The sequence below is a fragment of the Streptomyces sp. NPDC003691 genome (assembly GCF_053981115.1).
Genome location: NZ_JBSFNQ010000056.1, coordinates 12,413 through 30,474 on the forward strand (window position 1 = coordinate 12,413; position 18,062 = coordinate 30,474).

General features: G+C 73.6%; 17 protein-coding genes and 1 riboswitch. Of the genes, 3 read left to right on the plus strand and 14 right to left on the minus strand.

The genetic code is table 11. The features are described from left to right. Positions 1-348: 348 nt before the first annotated feature. Positions 349-2,004, minus strand: a complete 1,656-nt coding sequence (locus ACWDR0_RS24030; protein WP_456353814.1) for an amidohydrolase — start codon at positions 2,002-2,004, stop codon at positions 349-351. 167 nt (positions 2,005-2,171) lie between these two features. Next, on the minus strand, positions 2,172-2,612 hold the full coding sequence (locus ACWDR0_RS24035) for an Lrp/AsnC family transcriptional regulator (protein ID WP_456353815.1): 441 nt from the start codon (positions 2,610-2,612) through the stop codon (positions 2,172-2,174). A 204-nt stretch (positions 2,613-2,816) separates the two neighbouring features. Here ACWDR0_RS24035 and ACWDR0_RS24040 point away from each other — a divergent pair, with 204 nt between their 5' ends. Then, positions 2,817-3,239 (plus strand): hypothetical protein, encoded by a 423-nt coding sequence (locus ACWDR0_RS24040; protein WP_456353816.1) that lies wholly within the window; start codon positions 2,817-2,819, stop codon positions 3,237-3,239. Between the two features lie 281 nt (positions 3,240-3,520). Here the strand turns inward: ACWDR0_RS24040 and ACWDR0_RS24045 are convergent, their stop codons facing one another. The 3 genes from ACWDR0_RS24045 to ACWDR0_RS24055 form a co-directional block, all read right to left on the minus strand. Then, entirely contained in the window at positions 3,521-4,699 is a 1,179-nt protein-coding gene (locus ACWDR0_RS24045; protein WP_456353817.1) for an acyl-CoA dehydrogenase family protein, read from the minus strand. Between the two features lie 275 nt (positions 4,700-4,974). After that, positions 4,975-5,133, minus strand: coding sequence for an SCO1431 family membrane protein (locus ACWDR0_RS24050; RefSeq protein WP_456353818.1), 159 nt, complete (start codon positions 5,131-5,133; stop codon positions 4,975-4,977). A gap of 202 nt (positions 5,134-5,335) precedes the next feature. Then, a complete protein-coding gene (locus ACWDR0_RS24055) occupies positions 5,336-6,694 on the minus strand; it encodes a peptidase C39 family protein (protein WP_456353819.1) in 1,359 nt (452 codons plus the stop codon). A 285-nt stretch (positions 6,695-6,979) separates the two neighbouring features. On the opposite strand from ACWDR0_RS24055, the gene ACWDR0_RS24060 reads away from it, so the two are divergent. Further along, the gene (locus tag ACWDR0_RS24060; protein ID WP_456353820.1) at positions 6,980-7,582 is read left to right on the plus strand and encodes a uridine kinase family protein; all 603 of its coding nucleotides are present in this window, start codon (positions 6,980-6,982) and stop codon (positions 7,580-7,582) included. A gap of 369 nt (positions 7,583-7,951) precedes the next feature. After that, positions 7,952-9,865, plus strand: coding sequence for an AAA family ATPase (locus tag ACWDR0_RS24065; protein WP_456353821.1), 1,914 nt, complete (start codon positions 7,952-7,954; stop codon positions 9,863-9,865). Positions 9,866-9,905: 40 nt separating this feature from the next. On the opposite strand, the gene ACWDR0_RS24070 is transcribed toward ACWDR0_RS24065, so the two are convergent. The 9 genes from ACWDR0_RS24070 to ribD all read right to left on the minus strand — a co-directional run bounded on the left by ACWDR0_RS24070 (position 9,906) and on the right by ribD (position 17,455). Further along, positions 9,906-11,177, minus strand: coding sequence for an acyl-CoA thioesterase/BAAT N-terminal domain-containing protein (locus ACWDR0_RS24070; RefSeq protein ID WP_456353822.1), 1,272 nt, complete (start codon positions 11,175-11,177; stop codon positions 9,906-9,908). A gap of 259 nt (positions 11,178-11,436) precedes the next feature. Continuing rightward, on the minus strand, positions 11,437-11,901 hold the full coding sequence (locus ACWDR0_RS24075; protein WP_456353823.1) for a PH domain-containing protein: 465 nt from the start codon (positions 11,899-11,901) through the stop codon (positions 11,437-11,439). A gap of 14 nt (positions 11,902-11,915) precedes the next feature. Beyond that, positions 11,916-12,764: an ATP phosphoribosyltransferase gene (gene hisG / locus ACWDR0_RS24080; protein ID WP_456353824.1), complete on the minus strand. Its 849-nt coding sequence runs from the start codon at positions 12,762-12,764 to the stop codon at positions 11,916-11,918. A gap of 95 nt (positions 12,765-12,859) precedes the next feature. Further along, entirely contained in the window at positions 12,860-13,141 is a 282-nt protein-coding gene (locus ACWDR0_RS24085) for a phosphoribosyl-ATP diphosphatase (RefSeq protein WP_006350385.1), read from the minus strand. Between the two features lie 33 nt (positions 13,142-13,174). Then, on the minus strand, positions 13,175-13,660 hold the full coding sequence (gene ribH / locus ACWDR0_RS24090; protein ID WP_456353825.1) for a 6,7-dimethyl-8-ribityllumazine synthase: 486 nt from the start codon (positions 13,658-13,660) through the stop codon (positions 13,175-13,177). Between the two features lie 109 nt (positions 13,661-13,769). Continuing rightward, complete coding sequence (locus ACWDR0_RS24095) at positions 13,770-15,062, minus strand: bifunctional 3,4-dihydroxy-2-butanone-4-phosphate synthase/GTP cyclohydrolase II (protein WP_456353826.1); 1,293 nt, start codon at positions 15,060-15,062, stop codon at positions 13,770-13,772. Further along, positions 15,059-15,703: a nicotinamide mononucleotide transporter family protein gene (locus ACWDR0_RS24100; protein WP_456353827.1), complete on the minus strand. Its 645-nt coding sequence runs from the start codon at positions 15,701-15,703 to the stop codon at positions 15,059-15,061. Before ACWDR0_RS24100 ends, ACWDR0_RS24095 begins: the two co-directional genes overlap by 4 nt. Continuing rightward, complete coding sequence (locus ACWDR0_RS24105) at positions 15,700-16,314, minus strand: riboflavin synthase (protein ID WP_456353828.1); 615 nt, start codon at positions 16,312-16,314, stop codon at positions 15,700-15,702. Before ACWDR0_RS24105 ends, ACWDR0_RS24100 begins: the two co-directional genes overlap by 4 nt. Before the next feature lies 1 nt (position 16,315). Beyond that, entirely contained in the window at positions 16,316-17,455 is a 1,140-nt protein-coding gene (gene ribD / locus ACWDR0_RS24110) for a bifunctional diaminohydroxyphosphoribosylaminopyrimidine deaminase/5-amino-6-(5-phosphoribosylamino)uracil reductase RibD (RefSeq protein ID WP_456353845.1), read from the minus strand. A 191-nt stretch (positions 17,456-17,646) separates the two neighbouring features. Further along, a riboswitch (FMN riboswitch) is annotated at positions 17,647-17,777 on the minus strand. Positions 17,778-18,062 lie beyond the last annotated feature (285 nt).

The window sequence follows — 18,062 nt, forward strand, 5'->3', positions numbered from 1 at the left end:
CCGAGAGCCGTTGTCTACTGAACGCCGGGCCCCCATCCGGGTCACACCTGCCAACCGGCCGAAACCTTCCCTCGCTCCCGAGGCGCGGGCGCTGGACCTGGCTCCCAGTGGCGGTGCCCCGGTGCGGTGCACCGCCCCATGACCCAGCGGCGGTCGGGACGCGGGGAAAGGCTCTGCCGGTCGGACGTCCCGTGGTGGACTCGGCCGAACCTACCGGCCGGTGGGCGCTCCATGTCAACAGTGGTGCGATCTGCGCGGTTTGCCCAATTCGCCCGACCAGTACCGAAGATCCGCAGGTAGCGGCGGATACCCCGGACGCCCCGGCCTATGGAGCGAAATGTCCGGACGTCACCCGTTCAGACGATCGAAGACCGTCTGCCCGGCGACCACCGTGCGCAGGCAGAGCGGCAGTTCGGCGCCGGGCGTCAGATCCGGCAGCCCGGGGGTGCCCGAGCGCGGGTCGGTGGACCAGCGGGCCACCCGGTCGTCGGGGGCCTGGACGACGAGGTCGCCGGTGCGCCAGAGGGCGTAGTCGGCGGGCGCGCCGGGGACGAGGGTGCCCGCGTCGTCCCGGCCGATGGCCCGCCAGCCGCCCCTGGTGTGCGCGGTGAAGGCCGCGCGGACCGAGATGCGGTGCCCGGGCGTGCGGTGGAAGGCGGCGGCCCGGACCGTGCCCCAGGGGTCCAGCGGGGTCACCGGACTGTCGGAGCCGAGGGCGATCGGCACCCCGGCCCGGAGCAGGGCCGCGTACGGGTTGACGGTGCGGGCCCGTTCGGTGCCGAGCCGCTCGGCGTACATGCCCTCGTCGCCGCCCCAAGCCGCGTCGAAGGCGGGCTGCACGGATGCGGTGAGGCCGAACTCGGCAAAGGCGGCGATGTGTTCGGGGGTGAGCATCTCGGCGTGCTCGACCCGGTGGCGGGCGGCCCGGATCCGGGCCGTGCCCACCCGCTCGGCGGCGGCCCGCACTCCCGCGACGACGGCGGTCAGCGCGGCGTCCCCGATGGCGTGGAAACCGGCCTGGAGGCCGGCCTCGGTACAGGCGGTGACATGGGCGGCGATATCGTCCGCGTCGAGGTGGAGGGTGCCGGTGTGGTCCGCGTCGGCGTACGGGGCGTGCAGACAGGCGGTGTGGGAGCCGAGCGAGCCGTCGGCGAAGAGATCGCCCGCGGCGCCGAGGGCGCCCAGCGCCCGGATCCGCTCGGCGTCCTTCGCATCCGCGATCCGCTCGGCCCAGTAGCCGACCACCCGGGGGCCGGGGCCTTCGGCGGCGAGGGCGAGCAGCCCGGTCAGATCGGCCTCGTCGGAGATCTCGGGGCCCGCGCACTCGTGGACGGTCCCGATGCCGAGGGCGGCGGCGCGGGCGAGCGCGGCCCGCTGGGCGGCGGTGCGCTGGGCGGGGGTGACGGCGCCGTGGGCGGCGGCCCGTACGGCGTGGTGGGCAGCGCCGGTGAGCGGCGCGTCCGGGTGGTATCCGGCCAGGCCGGTGACGCCGGGCACCAGGTCGAGCAGGGCGGTGGTGACCACGGCGGAGTGGACGTCGACGCGGGGCAGATAGAGGGGCCGGCCGCCGGTCGCCTCGTCGAGTTCAGCGCGGGACGGGGGCCGCCGCTCGGGCCAGCGGGCGGCGTCCCAGCCACCGCCGAGGAGGACCGCGTCGGCAGGGCGGCCGGCGGCGTGCTTCCGTACGAGCGCGAGCGCGTCCCCGAGTCCGCGGACACCGGAGAGGTCGAGTCCGGTGAGCGCGAGGCCGGTGGCGGTCGTGTGCACATGTGCGTCGGTGAACGCGGGGGTGACGAGGGCGCCGTCGAGGTCGACGGTCTCGTCGACCCCGTCGGCGAACGCGTCGGCCGCCCCCTCGGACCCCACCCAGGCGATGTGTCCGCGCTCCACGACCATGGCGGTGGCGAAGGGGTCGGCGGGGCTGTGGACTTCCCCGCGGCGCAGCAGAACCGTGCGGCTGTCGCCGCCGGGGGCGCCGGGAGCGGGGGCGGTGCGATCACTCATGGCCCCAGCCTAGGCCGTGCCCGGGCGGCGGGAACGCCCGCCCGGGCAGCGGCGGCCGGGGCACCCGGCCGGGCCTCCGGGCGGCGGGCCGCGCGGGGTCAGTTCGTGGCCGGGCCCGGGCGGCGGGCCGGTCGTGGCGGAACGATCCCCGGCCGTCCGGCGCCGGGTCAGATGCTCGGCGGGCGGGCCTCGTAAGGGGTGGAGAGGACGACCGTCGTCCTGGTGGAGACTCCGGCGAGGGTACGGATCCGGGTGAGCAGGTTCTCCAGCTCGACCGGCGTCGAGACACGCACCTTGAGGATGTAGTTCTCGTCGCCCGCGACGCTGTGGCATGCCTCGATCTCCTGAACGCCCGCGAGGCGTTCGGCGATGTCGTCCGGGGCGCTCGGGTCGAAGGGCTTGACCGAGATGAACGCCGTCAGCGGAAGCCCCACCGCCTCGGGGTCGACCACGGCCGCGTATCCGCGGATGACTCCACGCTGCTCCAGACGGCGGACCCGCTGATGCACCGCCGAGGTCGACAGGCCGGTGGCCTTGCCCAGGTCGGTGTAGCTCATCCGCCCGTCCTTGACGAGCAACTCGACGATCTGACGATCCAGCTCCTCCATGCGCATCAACTTAATTGCCCGCGAGCCTTCCGGCACACCGCTCGGCCGTTCGACCGGCGCGCCACCGGGACTATGTGATGAACGCCACAGGATTGGAATGGTCTTGACCGTGACCGGATGGTTATCCGGGAGTCGGGATGGGAAGTGCTTGGTGTGGTCGAGGCCACACGAGCCCGGTTGGCCCACCCGAGGGGGAGAATCTCCATGCAGAGTGTCAAGAACATCGGCCGTACCGAACCGGAGCCTGTTGATCCGGCGGAGTCTGCGAGGTCTGCCGAGTTGGACGAGCTGAACGCGTACGAAACCTTCGAGATGTACCGGGTGGTCTGCCCGGACTGCGCGCAGCCGATCGCACTGCTCGCGGACGAGGACGCACTCCCCGAGCACGCCCTGTGCCCCACCCCGTGGAACCCCTTCGGGCTGACCGTGTGCGCGGGCACCGGACGGCCCGCCGCCCAGGCGCGGCCGGCCGACGAGACGCCGGAGCCCCAGGAGCAGGAGATGGGCCTGCTGCTGACCCTGCCCCAGGGGCTGGACTGGCGGATGCAGCCCTTCTCCCACGTCGGCGGTCCGGGCTCGCGCCCGCTGCGCCGGCTGCCCGCGATGCGCGGCGGACGCGCGGCCTGACGCGCGAAGCCGCCGTACCGCCCGCACCACCGCACCTGATCACCGCACCGAGACCGTCCACGGCCCGCCGTGGACGGGGTGCCCCGGATGGGCCGGTGTCCGGCCGTGACCGCTCGCCCGCACCGGCGGGTCGCGCCGCGGCCCCCGCCGGGGCTTCCGTCCGGTCTTCCCGCTTTCCCTGTCGCTCGGCTTCGGCTCGCCTTCTGCCGACGGCGGCGGACCCGGCGCGAGCAGACCGGGTCCCCGCAGCATGCCGCTCGGACCGCCGGGGCGGCGTGACCTCAGCTCCGGCCGGCCTCCGGGCCCAGGAGCTGACGGGCGATCACCATCCGCTGAATCTGGTTGGTGCCCTCGACGATCTGCAGAACCTTCGCCTCGCGCATATACCGCTCGACGGGGAAGTCCGCCGTGTAGCCGTAGCCGCCGAGGACCTGAACGGCGTCGGTGGTGACGCTCATGGCCGCGTCCGTGCAGAACAGCTTCGCCATCGCGGCCTGCCGCGAGTACGGCCGTCCCGCGTCCCGCAGCCTGGCCGCGGCGAGATAGAGCGACCGGCCCGCCTCGACCCGGGTCGCCATATCTGCGAGCAGGAACCTCAGCCCCTGGAAGTCGGAGACCGGCCGGCCGAACTGGCGGCGCCCGGCGGCGTACGCCAGCGCCTCGTCGAGGGCGGCCTGGGCCACTCCCACGGCACAGGCCGAGATCCCGAGGCGGCCCGCGTCCAGCGCGGCGAGGGCGATGGCGAACCCCTGCCCCTCGTCGCCGAGCCGGCGGCCGTCGGAGACCCGGACCCCGTCGAAGTTGAGCTGGGCGGTCGGTGAGCCCTTCATGCCCATCTTCCGCTCGGGCGCGGCCGGGACGAGTCCTTCGGCGCCGCCGGGCACCAGGAAGGCGGTGATACCGCGGGCGCCCTCGCCGCCGGTACGGGCGAAGACCGTGTGGAAGTCGGCGACACCGCCGTGGGTGATCCACGCCTTGGTGCCGGTGATCACCCAGTCGTCGCCGTCGCGGACGGCCCGGGTGCGCAGCGAGGCCGCGTCGGAGCCGGCGGCGGGCTCGGAGAGGCAGTACGCGCCCAGCAGGCCGCCGCCGAGCATCGCGGGCAGATGTTCGGCCCGCTGCTCCTTGGTGCCGTATCCGGCGAGCGCATGGCAGGCGAGTGAGTGGACGCTGACCCCGAGGCCGACGGTGAGCCGGGCGGCGGCCAGCTCCTCCAGCACCTGGAGGTAGACCTCGTAGGGCTGCTCCCCTCCGCCGTACTCGGCGTCGTAGGGGAGACCGAGCAGTCCGGATTCGGAGAGCAGGGTGAAGACGGCCCGCGGGAAGTGCCCGGCCTCCTCCTCCCCGGCCGCCTGCGGGACGATCTCCCGCTGGGCGATCTCCCGCACCAGGGCGATCAGTTCCCCGGCTTCCTCGGTGGGCAGCTGGCGCTCCACCATCTGCGGGGTGCGGTCGGACATTGCGGCGCTCTCCTCCCTGTCGGGCGAGGCGGCGTCACGCGCCCGGGGTGGGTACGCGTACCACCGCTCTTCTGCGACGCCGATGCTGCCCCTCCGGATCGCGGAAAGGCCCCATGACGGCTGTCGGCGCGTCGAGTATGCCCGATCACCGCACGCCCGTCACCAGGGGAAATCCGGACCCGGGCGGTCCGCGGCGGCCTGATCGGCAGCAGGTGGAGCGCCCGGGTGCCACGGAGGGCGGTCCGGAACCCGAGCGGGGCGGGCCCGGGGCAGGGCTAGAGCAGTCCCAGCCGGGTGACCAGGACGGCCACCAGGACGACCAGGGCCCAGCCGAGGACGTGCTCCAGCAGGTCGGAGTCCTCGTCGGGCCCGCCGGTACGGGTACGGGGCGCGGAAACGGCGGAGGGGCCGGGCGTGGTCGCGGCAGCGGTCATGGCGGTCTCACTCGGTCAGGGGTACGAGGCGGGGCCTCCGCTGGTGCGGCTTGTCCCGCAATGTCCCGGCCAGAGTGCCATCCGGGCCGCGCGACGGCAGTGACGCACGTCTCCCCCGCCGTGATCCCTTCGCCGGTGACACCGGTGTCACCGGCGAAGCCGGTCGCGCCCGGTGGTTCCGTTCCGCCGGTACGGCTGCCCGTCAGTGGATGCCGTGGAGCGCCAGGGCACGGCGCTGGGCGGGGGTGGGGCGCTCCGGCCAGAGGAGGTAGCAGATCCCGCCCGTACCGCTTCTGACCTTGCCGTTCGCGTCGTACCGCTTGGTGCGGAGCCAGATGTTCTCCCACTCCCGGCGGAGGTAGACGCGCCGGACGGCGGTGTTGTCGTCGGAGGCGGGGTCGTTGGCGATCACGTCTCCGCCGGGGGTGAAGCCGACGACGGTCATCAGATGGCCCGCCGTGCCGTAGCCCGCGCCCGTCAGCTCCTCCCTGCGGAAGGACTGCGACGTTATGGCGGGGATGCCCGCCCGGACCAGGCGCTCCAGTTCGGTGACCGAGCCGAGCCGGGTCACCACGGCGTTCATGCCGGGGTAGCTCGCGGCGTAGGCGGTGCTGAAGGGCCAGTTCCCGCAGCCCTGGTACTGGTAGTCGTAGGTGAACCGGGCGGCGTGGCAGACCTGGGGGTCGTCGTAGGCCGGGTTCACCCAGGACAGTTCGGCGGCGGTGGGCTTGCGCCCCCAGTATTCGATGATCATCTGGGCGGAGGTGGGGCTGCACCAGGCCTCGCCGCCGTTGTCGTACTCGGGGTAGCGGCCGATGTGGATGTTCTGCGAGTAGCGCGGTACGGCCAGCTCGCGGGCGGGGCCGGGGGCGGTGGGGGGCACGGTGAAGCGGTCCGGGACGTCGGAGGCCATCGCGCCCAGCCGCCATACGGTGGGGGTGGCCCGGGTGCCGGGCCTGCGGTAGAGGGTGAGCCGGAGCCGGTAGGCGGCGAGCCGCAGCCCGCTCGCCGGGTCGTCGACGGAGAAGGTGTCGGTCCAGATGCTCGCCCGGCCGTCCGTCTGGCCGTCGACCGAGGTGCGCAGGATGTCGCCGTCGCCCGAGGCCCAGCGGCCCATCACGAACCAGGGGGTGGCGGTGCCGTCGGAGTAGGTGCCGCTCAGCTCGGCCCGGAGCCAGGTGCCGGCCGGGGTGTGCGCGTTCCAGGAGGCGATCACCTCGGTCGCGGGGACCTCGGGGCGGTGCTCGGGGGAGGTCCAGACGGCGTACTCCCAGGGCTCGGTGCGGCCGGTGTGCGGATCGGTGTACTCGGTGATCCCGGCGGCCCGGCCGATCACGGCGCCGGGGCGGCGGCCCGCGACGGCCCGGACGCCGTCGGCACTGCCGCGGCGCCAGTCGGGGTACGAGGTCCAGAAACGGTTGTCCACGAGCCGGTCGGTCCTCACGGGGGCGGTCGGAGCCGGGGTCGCCGCGCGGGCGGCGGCGGCGCCGAGCGCCCCCGTACCGGCGGCGGCCGCGATCGCGGCGCCCAGCAGGGTCCTGCGCGTGGTGGCTCTGGCCATGACGACTCCCGGTTCGGGCGCGCTGCCGGGACAGCGCTGCGGACGGAACGGACACCACCGCCGCGCCGGAACCGCGGGCGGGGACCGGGCGACGCAGGCCACTATCACCCGCGGCCCCGCCCGGGGGCCAGCGTTCCCCGCCGAGCCGTCCCACCAATATTGGTCCGACCTCTGGCAGCGGCCGGCCCACGCCCGTCACCTGGGGATACGCCCGCCCGGTGGCGGCACCGCTCCCCCGGTCCGGCAGTGCCGGGTGTCCGGCACTGCCGGACATAGGGTGGGGGTATGGAGCACCAGCTGGGTCCGCTCGCCGACGCGCTCGCCGCGGCGGCGCCGTCCTGCGGGCCGGTGCGGCTCGTCGGTGTCGACGGGCACGCGGGGTCGGGCAAGAGCACCTTCACGGCCCGGCTCGCGGCCGTGCTCGCCCGCCGGGTGCCCGGCGGCGAGGTGCCCGTGCTGCACCTCGACGACCTGGCGAGCCACGAGGCGTTCTTCGGCTGGACCGGGCGTCTGCTCGGCCAGGTGGTCGACCCCCTGGCCCGGGGCGTGACGGCGCACTACGAGCCGTACGACTGGACCGCGCGCCGCTTTGCGGCACCGCGCGCCCTGCCCCCGGCTCCCGTGGTGCTGGTCGAGGGCGTCGGCGCGGGGCGGGCGGCGCTCCGGCCCCATCTGGCGCGGCTGCTCTGGCTGGAGCGGACGCCCGACGAGTCGTGGCCGCGCGGCCGGCGGCGGGACGGCCTCGGACTTTCGGCCTTCTGGGACGACTGGACGGTGGCCGAGACCCGCCATTTCCTGGCCGATCCTTCCCGCCCTCACGCCGACCATCTGGTGAAGGAGTGCCGGGAGGGATATCTGGTGCTGCCGGGGCACCCCACTACCGCATGAATGCATCAGATCATCACATAGAGTGACTACCCCCTCCGGTCGTACAGAGGTGTCGGGAATCCGCCTCACGAGTGCCCGAACTCCGCTTGACCCGGGGGGTGTACAGGTCTTACGTTCTCAATGTGCGGCTTTTGAGGCCGCCGCAGACGCGAAGCCCCCGGTTGTTCCCCCGTGATCGGGGGCTTCGTTCTGTCCTCCCCGGGCTCGCTCCCGGGCCGCGCCCACCGTGCGCCCTCACCCTCGGTCACCGCAGCCGTATCACCTCGGCGCCCTTAAGCCGCACCCCCCTGCGCAGGTACGATGCCCTCCCGTGGGGCCACTTCCCGTCCACGTCAAGGCGGTTCAGTCGGTGTACTTATGGGGGACCTGATGGACCTCGGCACGCAGGGCGCTCCGGCCCCGGCCGATCTTGCCTGGGTGCGGGGAGTGGACGCCTACACGATGGGGGCCTATCCCCAGGCCGAGGAGGAGTTCCGGACCGCCGTACGGCTCGATCCCGGGATGGCCGACGGCTGGCTCGGGCTCCACGCCCTGCGGATCGACACCACCAACGCCCTGCTGCGGATGTACCGTGCCCGGGACCGGTTCGGCGAGCAGCGCGCCCGGCACCGGCGGGCGCTGAACTCCTGGTACTGGCTGGGCTGGTGGGTGCAGCCGGTGCTGGAGACCCCGCGCGATCTGCTGCTGGCGCACGCCTCCCACTGGCTGGACGGGCGCCATGTCCCGGAGCTGGACCGGGCCCTCGCCGGGCTGCCGCCGGTGGACGCCGACCCCCAGGTGCGGTTCCTGCACGCCTGCCGGGCCTATCTGGTCAAGGACTGGGAGCAGCTGGTCCGCCATACCGAACCGCTGGTCGGCGATGCGCTCCTGGGCATCGAGGCGGGCCTGTTCGCCGGGATGGCCCGGGTGCGGCTGGAGATGTACGGACAGGCGGAGCCGCTGCTCGCGGCGGCCTTGATGCGCTGCCGCAGCGAGCAGCCGCAGCGCAAGGAGCTGCGGTACTGGCTGGCGCGGGCGCACGAGGGCACCGGCCGGACCGCCGCCGCCCTGCCGCTGTACCGGGCGGTGCACCGGGTCGACCCGGGCTTCATGGACACCTCGGCCCGGCTGGCGGCCATCGCCGAGTACGACGGCACGGACCCGCTGGAGTCCGCCGCCCACGACGATCCGGCCGGGACCGGGCTCGCGGTCTCCCTCGCCGGTTACGGGCCGGGGCAGGAGGCCGTGGAAGCGGAGGACGGGGCGCCGCTCCCGGACGCGCTCCGGGCCGGCGGCGATCCCGACGGCAGGGCACCCGGCGCCCTCCCCCAGGCACCGGCCGACCTCGGCCCCAGCCGGGACGCCCCGGGTGGCCGGCGGTCCCCCGGCACCCCGTCCCCGGCCGGCCCCACGGATCCGCGGCTGCTGGCGGAGGCCCTGGCCGAGCTGGAGCGCATGGTCGGGATGGAGCCGGTGAAGCGCCAGGTGAAGGCGTTGTCGGCGCAGCTGGAGATGGCCCGGCTGCGGGCGGGCCAGGGGCTTCCGGTACAGCCCCCGAAGCGCCACTTCGTCTTCTCGGGCCCGTCCGGCACCGGCAAGACGACCGTCGCCCGGATACTCGGCCGGGTCTTCTACGCGCTGGGGCTGCTGGGCGGCGACCATCTCGTGGAGGCCCAGCGGTCCGACCTGGTGGGCGAGTTCCTGGGCCAGACCGCGGTGAAGGCGAACGAACTGATCGACTCGGCGCTCGGCGGGGTGCTCTTCGTCGACGAGGCGTACAGCCTCTCGAACTCGGGGTACACCAAGGGGGACGCGTACGGCGACGAGGCCCTCCAGGTGCTGCTGAAGCGGGCCGAGGACAACCGCGACCATCTCGTCGTCATCCTGGCCGGATATCCCGAGGGCATGGACCGGCTGCTGGCCGCCAACCCCGGGCTGACGTCCCGGTTCACCACCCGGGTCGACTTCCCCTCGTACCGCCCGCTGGAGCTGACCCGGATCGGGGAGGCGCTGGCCGCCGGGAACGGCGACTGCTGGGACGAGGAGGCGGTGGACGAGCTGCGGTCCGTCTGCGGCCATGTGGTCGACCAGCGGTGGATCGACGAGCTGGGCAACGGGCGCTTTCTGCGGACCCTGTACGAGAAGAGCTGCGCCTACCGCGATCTGCGGCTCTCCGGCTATCCCGGCACCCCGACCCGCGAGGACCTGGCAACGCTGCGGCTGCCCGATCTGATGCAGGCGTACGGGGAGGTCCTCTCCGGCCGCGGCCCCCTGGAACGCGGCCCGGGCGACCCGCTCGGCTGAGGCCGGGTCCGCACGGCAGCGCCGTCCGCCCGGACAAGGCCTAACCCGTAGCCGCGGGCCGGTCCCCGAGCAGTTCCAGCAGTCCGCGCCAGCCGTCCGCCCTGGCCGCCGCGTCCGCCTGCCGGGTGCCGCCCATGGAGATCTCCTCGTCGATCAGGGGGTTCCGGTAGACCAGCCCGGTCGGGGTGTGGGGGTAGGTGCCGACACCGTGCCCGGACCCGGGGTACACCAGTGCCCGGTGCGGGCGGCCCGAGGCGCCCCGGCGTTCACCGATCCGCCGGGCGGCGGGGGCCGACTCCCACAGTTCGTCGGCGCCGCCCGCGATCGCCAGGACCGTGCCGCGTACCCGGTCCAGTGGGATGGGCCGGTGGACGACCGGTTTGCCGCCCTTCGTCCAGGCGGGTTCCCGGGCGTCGGGGAAGGCGGAGTTGGTGATGTCGCTGGGGGCGTAGACGACGACGTCCCGGACCAGTTCCGGGTAGTGGTGGGCGAGGAGCTGGGCCGCCTCGCTGCCGCGCGAGTAGCCGATGACGGCCGTCCGGTCCGGTCCGGTGCCGGACTCGCGGTGCAGCAGCCCGGCCGCCGTGGCGAAGTACTCCAGCCCGATCCGCTTCAGCGTTTCGGGGCGCCCCGGGCAGCCGAAGTAGCAGAGGGCGAGGACGGGGTGGCCCCGGGAGGCCAGCAGCGCGGCACCGTGCTTGTCCCCGGTGCCGCCCTCCGAACCGCCCAGCACGAGGACGGGCCGGCCGCGCGGAGAACCGGCGGGCGGCAGGTACAGCGAGCCCTGGACGCCGTCCCGGGCCGTGGTCAGCGCCCGGTGGGTGGTGCCGTCGCGCAGCCAGGTGCGGGTCAGCTTCCGGACCGCGACCCGCTCACCGCCGGTGCGGACTTCGAGGCGCACTTCGTACGAGGACTGTTCCTCGGGCCAGCGGGAGAAGAACCACGCCTCGTCGGCGGGTTCCCCGGCGGGGTTCATGGACCAGAAGAGGCCCATGCCGTCGGCCGTCCGGTAGGTACCCGATGACGGGCGGGCCCGGGTGAGGTCGACCGTACCCGCCCGGTCCGCGGTGAACACGGCCTTCCCCTGCCACTGTTTGCCCGCGTAGTCGGTGGCCTGGGAGGTGACCGTCACCTCGCGGCCGGCGGACAGACCGGTCACCCGGATCCGTACCGGCTCGTCGGCGAAGGCCACCGGCTTGTCGACGCCGATGGTCACCTCGCGGCCGCGGTCGTCGCCTCCGCCGTTCCCGCCGCATGCGGTGACCAGCAGCAGTGCGAGCCCCGCGGCGGCGGCCCGTGCCCCCCGTCGCATCTCCCCCGTACCCCCGTCCGCTCGTGAGGGGCCCGCCGGCCGGGAAGCGGACCGCACAAGGCCCCGGACGTCCCCGGTGTCCCTTCCGGTTCGTACGGCGGACCCGGTCGGCAGCTTCGCCGGGAGGCCACCGGGGCGTCAAGAAATCACGCCGTGCTGAAGCGGGGACCGGGCCAATGCGGCCCGGGGCCGGTGACATGCCGCGGCCCGGGCCGCAAGGGCCCGGGCCGGTCCGGCGGTTCGGCGTGCCGGACGCCGCTCAGTGCGCCGCGGCGGTGCTGCGCGACTCGGCGAGCGCGCGCAGGGCGCGGGCGTCCGCCACGGCCTGCTGCTGGGCGATACCGGGCTGGATGCCGAGAGCGGGCAGGCTGGTGCCGTCGCTGAGGTCGAGGAAGACCCAGGGGTCGCCCCGGCGCAGGTTCACCCGGAGGATCTCGGCCCAGGCCAGCCTGCGGGTGCGGGTGAAGTTGACGACGGTGACGCCGTCCTCGTCGGCGACCACCTTGGGGCGGGCGAGCAGCCAGAGGACGAAGAGGAAGCCGGCCGCGGTGGTGACGAAGCTGATCCGCTCACCGAGGCTCAGCTTGTCGAGGACGAGTCCGGTGCCCGCGATCACGGTGAACATCACCGCGCCGACCGACAGCAGGACGATCCTGGTGCGGTGGGGGCGGAAGGTGACCGGCAGGGCGGGCAGCGGGGCGGCGGGCGCGGGGGTGTCGGACATGGTGACGGGGTTCCTCAGAGCCGGCAGGCGTGGATGGCGGTGGTGAGAATGGCCCGGGCGCCCAGCTCGTACAGATCGTCCATGATCCGCTGTGCCTCCTTGGCCGCGACCATGGAGCGGACGGCGACCCAGCCCTCGTGGTGGAGGGGGGAGACCGTCGGGGACTCCAGACCGGGGGTGAGGGCCACGGCCTGCTCCAGGTGCTCGACCCGGCAGTCGTAGTCCATCATCACGTACGCCCGGGCGACCAGGACGCCCTGGAGGCGGCGGAGGAACTGCTGCACCTTGGGGTCGTCGCGGTCCGCGCCCTTGCGGCGGACCACGATCGCCTCGGAGGTCATGATCGGCTCGCCGACGACCTCCAGACCCGCGTTCCGCAGGGAGGTGCCGGTCTCGACGACATCGGCGATGATCTGGGCGACACCGAGTTCGACGGCGGTCTCGACGGCGCCGTCGAGGTGGACCACGGAGGCGTCGATGCCGTTCTCGGCGAGGTGCCGGGCGACGATCCCCTCGTAGGAGGTGGCGACCGTCATCCCGCCGAAGTCCTCGACCCCGCCGGCGGTGCCGGGCCGGGTGGCGTACCGGAAGGTGGAGCGGGCGAAGCCGAGTCCGAGGATCTCCTCGGCGTCGGCGCCGGAGTCCAGCAGCAGATCGCGGCCGGTGATGCCGATGTCGAGGCGGCCCGAGCTGACGTAGATCGCGATATCGCGCGGGCGGAGGTAGAAGAACTCCACCTCGTTCACCGGGTCCACGAGCACCAGCTCCTTGGACTCCTTGCGCTGCTGGTAGCCGGCCTCATGGAGCATCGCCGCCGCGGGTCCGGACAGTGAGCCCTTGTTCGGGACGGCGATGCGCAGCATGGGATCGGCTTCCTTACGTGACGGTGCGGCGGAACGGAACGGGTGGAGCGGGCGGAACGAAGAGAGGAGCCGGGGCGGCCGGGCGGCCGGCCCCGTCAGAGATGGGCGTAGACGTCGTCGAGGGAGATCCCGCGGGCCACCATCATCACCTGGACGTGGTAGAGCAGCTGGGAGATCTCCTCGGCGGCCGCTTCCTTGCTCTCGTACTCGGCGGCCATCCAGACCTCGGCGGCCTCCTCGACGACCTTCTTGCCGATGGCATGGACGCCCTTGTCCACCAGTTCGGCGGTGCGGGAGGTGGCCGGGTCGCCGGTCTCCGCCTTGAGCCGGAGCTCGGCGAAGAGCTCTTCGAAACTTTTGCGGGTCGTGTTCGCCATGATGTTCTCAGGGTACGGGGTCCCGGGGGCCGCTCAGCGCCAGGGTTCGCTCACCGAGCGCAGCGTCGCGGCGGTGGCGACGGCGGCGGTGACGGCCTCGTGTCCCTTGTCCTCGGCCGAGCCGGGCAGCCCCGCCCGGTCGAGGGCCTGCTCCTCGGTGTCGCAGGTCAGTACGCCGAAGCCGACGGGGACTCCGGTGTCCACGGAGACCTGGGTCAGTCCCTGGGCGACGCCCTGGCACACGTAGTCGAAGTGCGGGGTGCCGCCGCGGATGACCACGCCGAGCGCCACGATCGCGTCGTAGCCGCGGCCCGCGAGGACCTTGGCCACGACGGGCAGTTCGAAGCTGCCGGGGACCCGCAGCAGGGTGGGCTCGTCGATGCCGAGTTCGCGCAGGGCGCGCAGGGCGCCGTCGACGAGTCCGTCCATCACCTTCTCGTGCCACTGGGCCGCGATGACCGCGACCCGCAGGTCTCCGCAGTTCCGTACGGACAGTTCGGGTGCGCCCTTGCCGCTCACGCTTCTCCTCGGAGTATCGGGATGTCGGGGAATCGGGGATGTCGGGGATATCAGGGGTGCCGGTGTCCGGCCGGGCCGGGTGCCCGGCGGACGGCGGTGGGTTACTGGGTTACTGGTTGCCGCAGGTGGAGACGGCGGAGGAGTCGAGCCACGGCAGATCGTGGCCCATCCGGTCGCGCTTGGTCCGCAGATAGCGCAGATTGTGCTCGCCCGCCTGGACCGGCATCGGCTCACGGCCGTGGACGGTCAGTCCCAGATCGGTGAGCGCGCTGATCTTGTCGGGGTTGTTGGTCATCAGCCGGACCCCGCGGATCCCGAGGTCGGCCAGGATCTCGGCGCCGGCCGCGTAGTCCCGGGCGTCGGCGGGCAGGCCGAGTTCGAGATTGGCGTCGAGGGTGTCCACACCGCGTTCCTGGAGTTCGTACGCCCGCAGCTTGGGCAGCAGGCCGATGCCGCGGCCCTCGTGCCCGCGGAGGTAGACCACCACGCCCCGGCCCTCGGTGGCGATACGGCGCAGGGACTCCTGGAGCTGGGGTCCGCAGTCGCAGCGCAGGGAGTGGAAGATATCGCCGGTCAGGCACTCGGAGTGGACCCGGACCAGGACGTCGTCCGGGTCGGCGGCGGGATCGCCGTGGACCAGGGCGACATGCTCGATGCCGTCGCGGGTGGAGCGGTAGCCGAAGGCGGTGAACCGGCCGAAGGCGGTGGGCAGGTCCACCTCGGCCTCCCGGCGTACGGCGGGCTCGGTGGCGCGGCGGTGGGCGATCAGGTCCTCGATGGAGATGATCGTCAGTCCGTGCTTCCGGGCGAAGGGGATCAGCTGCGGCAGCCGCAGCATCACCCCGTCCTCGTCGGCGATCTCCACGATCACCCCGGCCGGGCGAAGCCCGGCGAGCCGGGCGAGGTCGACGGCGGCCTCGGTGTGTCCCGGCCGGGCCAGGACTCCCCCGGGCTTGGCGCGCAGCGGGAAGACGTGCCCGGGGCGGACCAGGTCGGAGGGTTCGGCGGTGCCGGAGGCCAGCAGCTTGAGGGTGGTGGCCCGGTCGGCGGCGCTGATGCCGGTGGTGACCCCGTGGCGGGGTGCGGCGTCGACGGAGACGGTGAACGCGGTCTGCATGGACTCGGTGTTCCGCTCGACCATCTGCGGCAGGTCGAGGCGGTCGAGTTCACCGCTCTCCATCGGGGCGCAGATCAGTCCGCGGCACTCGCTCATCATGAAGGCCACGATTTCGGGCGTGGCCATCTCGGCGGCGACGACGAGGTCGCCCTCGTTCTCGCGGCCCTCGTCGTCGACGACCACGACGGGGCGGCCCGCCGCGATATCGCGGACGGCCTGTTCGACCGGGTCGAGGGCGAGGTCCTCGACATTGTCGGTGGAGTACCACGTGGGTGCCGGGATCATGCCGGTGCTCCTTCCAGAGCCGGGGTACGGGTGCGCAGCCACCAGTCGCGCAGTCCCCACAGGACCAGCGCGAAGTAGATGAGGTAGACCAGCCCGGAGAAGGCCAGTCCGCTGTTGAAGGCGAGGGGTACGCCGACGAGGTCGACGAGCAGCCAGGCGAACCAGAACTCGACCAGTCCGCGGGCCTGGGCGATCATCGCGACGAGGGTGCCGACGAAGATGTACGCGTCGGCCCAGGGGCTCCAGGACAGCGACGGGTAGAGGGTGAAGAGCCCGCCGACGGCGAGGGTGCCGGCGGCGGCACCGCCGGCCAGCAGGGCGCGCTCCTTCCAGGTGGCGAAGCGGACCGCGATCGTGCCGTCCTGGGCCTGGGCCCGGCCGTGGGTCCACTGGCGCCAGCCCCAGAGGGCGACGGCGATGACCAGGAGCTGTTTGCCGACGCCGCCGGAGAGCTGGGCGGAGGCGTAGGCGGTGATCAGTACGGCGCCGGAGAGGAGCTGGGCGGGCCAGGTCCAGACCGAGCGGCGCCAGCCGAGGGCGAGCGCGGCGAGCCCGATGGTGTTGCCGGCCATATCGGACCAGATGATGGTCTGGCCGAAGGCGGTGAACGCCTCGGAGTTCAGCCAGGAGACCGCGCTCACCGGTCCGTCTCCCCGGTCCCGGCGCGGGCGCCGAGCAGCTTCTCGACATACTTGGCGATCACGTCGACCTCCAGATTGACCGGGTCGCCGGGGCCCTTCACGCCGAGGGTGGTCAGGGCGAGGGTGGTGGGGATGAGGCTGACCGTGAACCGGTCGTCCCCGGCGTCGACGACGGTCAGGCTGACGCCGTCGACGGTGATGGAGCCCTTCTCCACCACATAGCGGGCGAGGGCGGCGGGAAGGCCGATCTCGACGGTCTCCCAGTGTTCGGAGGGGGTACGGGCGAGGATCGTGCCGACCCCGTCGACATGGCCCTGCACGATATGGCCGCCGAGCCGGCCGCCGACCGCGGTCGGGCGCTCCAGATTGACCCGGGCGCCGGGTGCCAGCGCGCCGAGGCTCGACCGCTTCAGGGTCTCGGCCATCACATCGGCGGTGAAGGCCCCGTCGGCCGTGGTGACGACGGTGAGGCAGACACCGTTGACGGCGATGGAGTCGCCGTGGCGGGCGCCATCGGTGACGACGGGGCCGCGCAGCGTGAAACGGGCGGCGTCGCCGAGGTGCTCGACGGCGGTGACCTCACCCAGTTCTTCGACGATTCCGGTGAACACTTCAGCGCTCCTTGGGGGCGGGGACGGAGGCGGGCGCCGGGGCGGCGGCGTCCGCGGCGGCAGCGGCAGCGGCAGCGGGGACGGCGGTGATCCGCAGATCGGGGCCGACCCGGACGGTCTCGGTCATATCGAGACGCAACGCGTCGGCGATCGTCCCGATTCCGGCACCGCCGAGCGCGGCGGGTCCGGCGCCCAGCAGGACCGGGGCGATATAGCCGACGACCCGGTCGATCGCGCCGGCCGCGACGAACGCCCCCGCCAGGGTGGGGCCGCCCTCCAGCAGGACGGAGCGGACACCGCGCCCGTACAGCTCGGCGAGGAGCGCCGGGACGGAGAGTCCGGGTCCGCCGCCGGGGGCGGGCGGCAGCCGGACGAACTCGGCGCCGGGGATCGGGACTCCGATGAGACCGGTCAGGTCGGCGGTCTCGCCGACGGCGACGAGGGTCGGGGCCGTACCGTCGAGCACCCGGGCGCCGGACCGGATCACGGCCCGGCTGTCCAGGACCACCCGCAGGGGCTGGACGGCGCCCTCGACGCCCCGGACCGCGAGATGCGGATCGTCGGCGGTGAGGGTGCCGGAGCCGATGACGACGGCGTCCGCCTCGGCCCGGAGCCGGTGGACGTCGGCCCGGGCCTCGGGCGAGGTGATCCAGCGGCTGGTGCGGTCCTCGGCGGCGATCCGGCCGTCGAGGGTGGCCGCGTACTTCCACAGCACATGGGGGCGGCCGGTGCGGACGGCGGTCAGCCAGGCGGTGTTGCCCTCGGCGGCCTCGGCGCCCAGCAGACCGGACTCGGTGGCGATACCGGCCGCGCGCAGCGTCGCGGAGCCGCCGGCGGCCTGCGGGGTGGGGTCGGGGACCGCGTACACGACCCGGCGGATCCCGGCGTCGATCAGGGCGCGGGTGCACGGGCCGGTACGGCCGGTGTGGTCGCAGGGTTCGAGGGTGACGTACGCGGTGCCGCCGCGGGCCCGGTCACCGGCCGCGCGCAGGGCGTGGACCTCGGCGTGGGGTCCGCCCGCGCGCCGGTGGTAGCCCTCGCCCGCGATCCGTCCGCCGGTGTCGGTGACGACACAACCGACGACGGGATTGGGGCTCGTGGCGCCGAGGCCGCGGGCGGCGAGCGCGATCGCTCGGCGCATGGCGGTGATGTCGGCTGCGGTGGCCACCGGGTCCTCCTGCCTCTTCGGGCACGGACTCCGGGGCTGTCGACGAACGACAGGGACGGACGATGACGCCGCATACGGCCGCGCACGGCCGTGGAACGCCGACCGCACACCCCGAGGGGCGGGCGCTCAGCTCCTTACGGCCGGCGTGCCGCAAGGGCCGCCCGCCGCGCACTGCCTCCCATCCGGACTTTCACCGTCGGTCCAGGAATTTCACCTGGTCAACCGGCCGCTGGCTGCGGACGGGTCGCGGACTGTAACCGCCGGCTCGGAATTGCACCGACCCCGGAGTGCGCTGCTGCTGATACAGGGCCAGTGTGCCACGGGCCGCTCCGGGCAGTCGACGGGGCAGCTGTGGGGTGACTCACAGGCGGCCGTGGAGTGTTCGCGCGCCGGGCGGGCAACGCGCGTGCGGACAGGGGCCGGAGGGGCCCGTTCCCGCCCGGTCCCGTACCGCCCGTCCCGGGCTATTGACGCACTGGTCTAGTCCTTTTAGTCTCAGCGCCACTCCGCTCGCGCGCGGGGTGCGTGCGCCCGGCGGCGGAGTCCCGGCCCTTGCCGCCGCCGGGCGTCCGGTAACGGG